Annotated in this window: 5 protein-coding genes; 3 read left to right on the top strand and 2 right to left on the bottom strand. The window is 61.7% G+C overall.

Annotated features, from left to right (window positions below; translation table 11 throughout):
• Nucleotides 1-1,046: porin (locus tag FJ443_RS25935; RefSeq protein WP_140517793.1), on the top strand; the 1,046-nt coding region annotated here is incomplete at its 5' end.
• 241 nt (nucleotides 1,047-1,287) lie between these two features.
• Nucleotides 1,288-2,355, top strand: a complete 1,068-nt coding sequence (locus tag FJ443_RS25930; protein WP_140666278.1) for a site-specific integrase — start codon at nucleotides 1,288-1,290, stop codon at nucleotides 2,353-2,355.
• Between the two features lie 134 nt (nucleotides 2,356-2,489).
• On the opposite strand, the gene FJ443_RS25925 is transcribed toward FJ443_RS25930, so the two are convergent.
• Together FJ443_RS25925 and FJ443_RS25920 are read right to left on the bottom strand one after the other, a co-directional pair.
• Entirely contained in the window at nucleotides 2,490-3,386 is an 897-nt protein-coding gene (locus tag FJ443_RS25925; RefSeq protein WP_140657973.1) for an alpha/beta hydrolase, read from the bottom strand.
• A 176-nt stretch (nucleotides 3,387-3,562) separates the two neighbouring features.
• Nucleotides 3,563-5,608 (bottom strand): lytic transglycosylase domain-containing protein, encoded by a 2,046-nt coding sequence (locus tag FJ443_RS25920; RefSeq protein ID WP_140666276.1) that lies wholly within the window; start codon nucleotides 5,606-5,608, stop codon nucleotides 3,563-3,565.
• Nucleotides 5,609-5,911: 303 nt separating this feature from the next.
• Between FJ443_RS25920 and dapA the strand changes: the two genes are divergently transcribed.
• Nucleotides 5,912-6,793 carry a 4-hydroxy-tetrahydrodipicolinate synthase gene (gene dapA / locus FJ443_RS25915; RefSeq protein WP_140666286.1) on the top strand — a complete coding sequence of 294 codons (882 nt, stop codon included), beginning with the start codon at nucleotides 5,912-5,914 and terminating at the stop codon, nucleotides 6,791-6,793.
• Nucleotide 6,794 lies beyond the last annotated feature (1 nt).

The following is a 6,794-nucleotide window of genomic DNA, read 5'->3' as shown; positions in this document are numbered from 1 at the left end:
CCGCTGAATACGTCAAGATTTGCGACGTCTACGGCGCTGGCTACTTCTACATCCCCGGCACCGAGACCTGCCTGCGCATCGGCGGCTACATCCGTTATGACATCGGCGGCGGCGACGTCGGCACGTTCAACGGTTCGAAGACTGCGGACCACCAGGACGGCTCGGTAAATGATGCCTGGCACAAAAATGCCCGCTTCACGCTGAAGACCTGGACCGGCCAGGAAACCGAGCTCGGCACCTTGAAGACCTACACCGAGACCCGCTTCAACTTCGGCAACGACAACGCAATCGAGCCGTTCAACACCGCCCATAACAAGGACGTCTCGCTGAACTTCGCCTGGATCCAGCTCGGTGGTCTCCGCGTTGGTAAGGACGAATCGGCCTTCGATACGTTCGTCGGCTACGCCGGCAACGTGATCCAGGATACGCTGGTTCCTTACGGCGATTTCGACACCAACGTCGTCCAGTACTACTTCGACGCTGGCAACGGCTTCTCGGCCGTGGTCTCGCTCGAAGAAGGCGCGGGCGTTGTCGGCACGATCGACAGCTACGTTCCGCATGTCGTCGGCGGTCTGAAGTGGACGCAGGGCTGGGGCGCCATCAGCGGTGTCGTCGCTTATGACAGCAACTACGAAGAAGTTGCCGGCAAGGTTCGCTTGGACGTGAACGTCAACGACGCACTGTCGCTGTGGGTCATGGGCGGTTACGGCACCGATGACAACCTCAACGACGACGCCGGCAATTTTGTCGACGCCCATGGTCGCGGTTTCTACAAGCAGTGGGGCGGCAACTGGGCTGTCTGGGGCGGCGGTACCTACAAGTTCAACGAGAAGACCTCGTTCAACGCGCAGGTGTCGTATGACGATTGGAAGAACCTGGGCATCGCGGCGAACATCGCCTACGACGTCGTCCCGGGCTTCACGGTCACGGCCGAAGTCGACTACCTCAATGCAGGCAGGTTCGACGACGCCGACTTCTCCAACTGGACCGGCGCCGACAAGAAGAGCAGCATCGGCGGTATCCTCCGCTTCCAGCGCTCGTTCTAAGGGCTGGTTCCATACAGGTGAAATCCAGCCCGGGCGCATCAACGCCCGGGCTGTTTTTGTTTCGTGACTGGATCAAGGCAAACAGAAGGAACAGGGGGTAACGGTAGCTGAATAGAGTCCGTGGGATGGTTTCGTGGGATCCGCTGATGGCGGATGAAATCACAACTGCGTGATTCAAATCTCTTGAAAGGACGCTCCCAAGCGGATAGGGCTGAATCTATCCCACTCGGGGGTGTGGCAAATGATGACGACCGAAGCGATTCAAGAGGGCGAGCCCTCCGATCATTTTTCGATGTTTTCTTCTCAGAACTCAAATTTTAACTACACCTACAATAGGATACGAGAAGTAAAATCGCATAGGGTTGGAGATCTTTTTTCAGCATATCGAGATATATTGTGGGATGATGGGCGACATAAATACAATGTCAGCTCGTTCATCGGCGAGATAGACGAGATTCTGCTCGGGGAGCGTTTCAGCGCCTTTGACCAGAGTACCCTGGACAACCTTATCGGCACCTTGCGCCAGCGCGGCAACAGCAACGCAACCATCAATCGGAAGATGGCTGCCCTCAGCAAACTGCTGCGCAAGGCCTACAAGATGGGAGATATCCACAGCCTGCCCGAGTTCCGCCGCCAGAAGGAGCGGTCGGGACGGATTCGTTTCCTTGAAAGGGACGAGGAGGCCAGGCTGTTTGCTGCCATCAGGAGCCGCAGCGAGGATGCCTACCGGCTTTCCGTCTTCCTGGTCGACACTGGCTGCCGCCTTGGCGAGGCGCTCGGGCTGATCTGGAACGACATCCAGGAGCATCGCGTCTCCTTCTGGATCACCAAGTCCGGCCGAAGCCGCACCATTCCGATGACCGAGCGTGTCAAGGAAGTGATCAAGCTGCCTCCCGGCGAAGGCCGTCGGCCGAAAGGCCCGTTCACCACATTCAGCCAGGCTCAATACCGTGCCATCTGGAACGATGCGAAGGCCGAAGTCGGTCTGGCCGCCGACGACCAGGTGGTGCCGCACATTCTGCGCCATACCTGCGCCTCGCGTCTTGTTCAGGGCGGTATCGACATCAGGCGCGTGCAGATGTGGCTCGGCCACCAGACCCTGTCGATGACGATGCGCTATGCGCATCTGGCCACCAATGACCTCGACGGCTGCGTCACCGTGCTGGAAGTACCCCGGTCTGGCGGCGCCGACAGCGTGAAGGCAGCGCCCGAACCGTCCCCGCGCGCTGCCGCGCGCGGTGCGGCAGACCAGCCGGCAGCCGTGAAGACCACGGCTAAGGCAATGAAGAAAGCCTCAAAGTCCCGATAAGTTCACGCTTTGAAGACGCTGTGGACAACCAATTCCGTGGATCCCCCGATCTGCGGGTTATTTCAGGCATGCTATTCCGGCTTCGGAACCTACCTTGGTCGCCCTGCTGTCGTTTGCCTCGCCGGCAACGGTTTTTAAAGGCGAGTCGGCAGCCGCTCGGCTCTGTCGAGGAAAGCGGCGATGTCGCCCGGCAAGGTTCCGGTTTCGAGAAAAGGGGCGTGACCCTGGCCTTCGACGGTGATCGTCTGCATTGCCGGATGGCGCTCCCGCATCTGCCGCTGTGTGTCCACCGACAGCAAACTCGAATTGGCGCCGCGTAAGGCGAGCATGGGAAGGGCCGACAGGGCGTCGAATTGCGGCCACAGCGCCGGCAGCGGCTGCGTCAGGTCGAGATTTGCAACCGTGTCGACCAGCTTCGGGTCGAAATCCGGCAGCAGGCCCTGATCCGTTTCGCGGTAGAGCGCCAGCACCATGCGCTCCCAGTCCACATCGGCGAGCGCTGAAAAATCCCGGCCGTGAACGCGGCGCTGGGCTGCCACTGCTTCGGCGAAGGTCTTCGGCTTCGGTTTGCGTTCGAGATACGACTGGATGTGGGCAAGGCCGGCCGGCTCGATCACCGGTCCGATATCGTTCAGCACGATCGCTTTCAATATGGCCGGCCGCAGCGCACCCAGGACATGAATGATCAGGCCGCCGCGCGAGGTGCCGATGAAGGCGGCTTCCTCGATTCCCAAGGCCGCAAGTCCGGCAAGAGTGTCGCCGGCTTCGACGCCGACATTATAACGGCTGACATCGGGATCATAATCGGACTGCCCGCGGCCGCGATAGTCAAAGGCGACGACCTTGCGCGGGCTTCCCGCTTTGCCGGCCAAATAGAGCGCGAGTTCGTGGAAGTCGCGTGCATTGCGGGTGAGCCCGGGCAGACAGACGACTGGCCAATGTCGCGAATTTGCGTCGCCATAGATCCGGGCATGGAGCTTCAGCCCATCGGGTCCCGCGTAGAAGAAATCGGAGAAACCTTCGCTCGCCATTGGAATGCTGCCCTTGCTCTCGCCGGATGGTCCGTCTGCTACAGGCGAGGGAAGGGATGGTCAAATGGGGCAGTTACTTCTCCTCTTGCGGGCCGAAGGTGGCTAGGCCCTTCACTCAGCCAAGGCGGGCGGATCCGCGCGAGGCCAACTCCTCTCGTAGGGAGGAATGAAAGCCGTCAACTCCGCCCGTTCACAAGATCTCCCACAATGTCATACTTGCCGGAAATGCGCATCTTGTAGACCTCGTAGTTCTCCATCACGCGCTGTACGTAACTTCTTGTTTCCGTGTAAGGAATCCGTTCGATCCAGTCGACGACAGCGTCGATGTCCTTGCCGCGCGGATCGCCGTATTTCGCCACCCATTGGGCAGCGCGGCTGGGGCCGGCATTGTAGCCGGCGAAGGTCAGCACATAGGAGCCGTTGAAGCGGTCGAGCTGCTGGCCGAGGAAGGCCGAGCCCAGCGTTGCATTGTAGCCGGCATCGGTGGTCAGGCGTGCCTGAGAGAATTGCAGCCCGGCCGTCTTCGCCAGTTGCTTGGCGGTTGCCGGCATCAGCTGCAGCAGCCCGCGCGCGCCGGCGCTCGATATGGCGCCGATGTTGAATTCGCTTTCCTGGCGGGCGATGGCATAGGCCAGCGCCTTGCCCGAACCTGAAATATCGGCGCTATCGGGGATGACCCCCAAAGGATGCGACAGCGCGCCGACATCGATGCCACGCGCGCCGGCGATCTTGCCGATCTTGAGCGACATGAAGTGGTTGCCCTGCTTTTCCGCCAGCACGGCCAGGAGCGCCAGTTCGCCCGGGCTGGTCAACTGTCCTGCAAGGTCACGATAGAGCGTTTCGGCATAACGGTCGTAGCCCGCCTCCTGCAGCCGCTTGATGGCAGCGACGGCTTCGCGACCGGCAAAACTCTGGCGGTCGGCGGCACTCGGTGTGGGATAGACGATGTTCAGCGCCGGGCGACCAATGCGCTCGGCGGCGAGCTGGCCGTAGAATGTCGTGCCATAGGCCGCCGCGCGCGCAAAATAGTCCTTTGCGTTACCTGGACCACCAACTTCGGCGGCGCGGCCGAGCCAGTAATAGGCGCGCGACAATGTCATCGGCCCCTGCGCAAGGTCGGCGATGCGCGCGAAATGTGTTGCGGCAAGCCTGGGATCGTTCAGACCGCGCAGCGCGTACCAGCCGGCATGGAATTCGGCTTCGGCGGCGTTCGCTGTGCTTTCGGCCGCATGCATGGCGACGATCCTGTAGGCGGCTTTCATGTCACCCTTGTCGACCAACTCGCGCGACAGTACCCGGCGCTCCACCCACCAGGCATCCGGGTCGACCAGCGCTTCGCGATCCGTGGGCGCCTTCATCACGATGGCGGCGGCGTCGGCAATATTGTCTTGCTTGCGCAGATATTCGGCTTGCGCGAAGAAATAGCCGGCCGAACGCTGTGAAGCCGGCACCGCCTTGAGCAGCTTGGGGGTGTTCTTGTCGCCCTTGTCGGCCGCCGCCCAGGCGGTGGCCAGTTGCTGCGCTTGCGCCGGGCCGGCGACGCGCTGCGCCGCGCCGACCCGGTCGGCGTAGAACATGCGCTCCATGCGGAATCGGTGATCGGCGGCCGGGATCAGCCCGCCGAACTCCTTGATCAGCGCTGTCTCGTCCTTGGCCTCCAGGATCGCGGTGCGCCAGAACGGCACCAGCACCGAACGCGCCGCCTCTGCCTTGCCCAGCGCCACATAGGCGCGGGCAAGAAGCATCACGCCTTCGAATGTCTGCGGCTGGCTGCCGTCGAACGCCTGCACAACGATGTCGGGGGCGGGGTTCTCGCGATAGAGTGCGCGTTCGCTGTTCTTGCGCAGCGCGGTTGTCCCCGGCCAGTTGGGCAGCATTTTCGCTGCGGCCGCAATGTCGCCGCTCGGCACCTTGTCGTCGCCATAAAGCGCGACTGCCCAGGCAAGGATGTGCTGGTCGAGCGAACGGGCGGGAAGGGCATCGCGTGCGGCGCGGGCACCGGGAATGTCGCCCGCCGCCAGTGCGTCCAGACCGCTCTTCAACTGCACGATGCTGGCAGAGGGGGCCGTATCGCGTGGACCCGCATCTTGCGAGCTTTGCATGCCGGGTATCGGAATGGCCGATGTCAACTGCACGTCGACGCTGCCGCCGATCGCCATCTCCGGCATCAGCGCGACGACCGCGCCCAGGAGCGCGAAAAGATGAGGCCGCCTAGTCGGCATCGTTCAGCCTTTACACATCACCAGCAGGCGCGGAAGCTTCGCGACCTGGACCAGACCGTAAGCTTAGGTCATGAAGGGCCAGTTAACAAAAGGTTATCGAGGCCGTTCGAATTGCCTTTGCTGGCAGCATGGCAATGCTTGCCGCGCAACCATGTCGAGACTATGGTGCGCCGCCTCGCTTTCGGTTAGAAGGCGCGACATTAAGACCAGAGACGAAAACACCCATGCATATCGCCCAAAAGTGGCTATCGGTTTCGGGACAACAATATGCGTGAACAAAGAAGTCCCAAGGAGTTGGACGACATGCTGAGAGGCTCGCTGACCGCGCTCGTGACACCGTTCGAAAAGAGCGGGCGTTTCGACGAGAAAGCCTTTCGCGCCTTTGTCGACTGGCAACTTGCGGAGGGCACGACAGGCCTTGTTCCCGTTGGCACCACCGGCGAGTCGCCGACGCTGTCGCATGACGAGCATCGTCAGGTGGTCAAGGTCTGCATCGAGGCGGCCAGGGGCCGCGCTCCGGTCGTCGCCGGCGCTGGCTCCAACAACACCGCGGAAGCGATCGGCTTGGTCCAATATGCCGAACAGGCAGGCGCCGATGCTGCACTTGTCGTCACTCCCTACTACAACAAGCCGACGCAGCGCGGGCTCTATGAGCACTTCGCCGCCGTCGCCAGGGCAACCAAGCTGCCGATCATCATCTACAACATCCCGCCGCGGTCGGTCATCGACATGATGCCGGAGACGATGGGCCGGCTGGCGCACGACTTCAAGAATATCGTCGGCGTCAAGGACGCGACCGGCAAGGTCGAACGGGTTTCCGAGCAGCGTATGACCTGCGGCAAGGATTTCATCCAGCTTTCCGGCGAAGATGCATCCGCGCTCGGCTTCAACGCGCATGGCGGTGTCGGCTGTATCTCGGTGACGGCCAACATCGCGCCGCGGCTTTGTGCTGAATTCCAGGAGGCGACGCTGTCCGGCGACAGCGCCAAGGCGCTGGAATTGCAGGATCGCTTGCTGCCGCTGCACAAGGCGATCTTTATCGAACCCGGCGTATCCGGCGCCAAATATGCGCTTTCCAAGCTCGGCAAGGTCGAGAACGTGCTGCGTTCGCCGCTGGTCACGGTCGAACAGTCGACGGCCGAAAAGATCGACGCGGCGATGAAGCACGCCGGCTTGATAAATTAGG

This window comes from Mesorhizobium sp. B2-6-1 (genome assembly GCF_006440475.1).
Taxonomy (GTDB): Bacteria; Pseudomonadota; Alphaproteobacteria; order Rhizobiales; family Rhizobiaceae; genus Mesorhizobium.
Note: the sequence above shows the minus strand (reverse complement) of the source record. Positions and strands in the feature narration are given on the sequence as shown.

Excerpts from the sequence above, each read along its gene's own strand:
- FJ443_RS25920 (WP_140666276.1), bottom strand. The coding sequence starts at position 5,608 with ATGCCGACTAGGCGGCCTCATCTTTTCGCGCTCCTGGGCGCGGTCGTC.
- dapA (WP_140666286.1), top strand. The coding sequence starts at position 5,912 with ATGCTGAGAGGCTCGCTGACCGCGCTCGTGACACCGTTCGAAAAGAGC.
- FJ443_RS25930 (WP_140666278.1), top strand. The coding sequence starts at position 1,288 with ATGATGACGACCGAAGCGATTCAAGAGGGCGAGCCCTCCGATCATTTT.
- FJ443_RS25925 (WP_140657973.1), bottom strand. The coding sequence starts at position 3,386 with ATGGCGAGCGAAGGTTTCTCCGATTTCTTCTACGCGGGACCCGATGGG.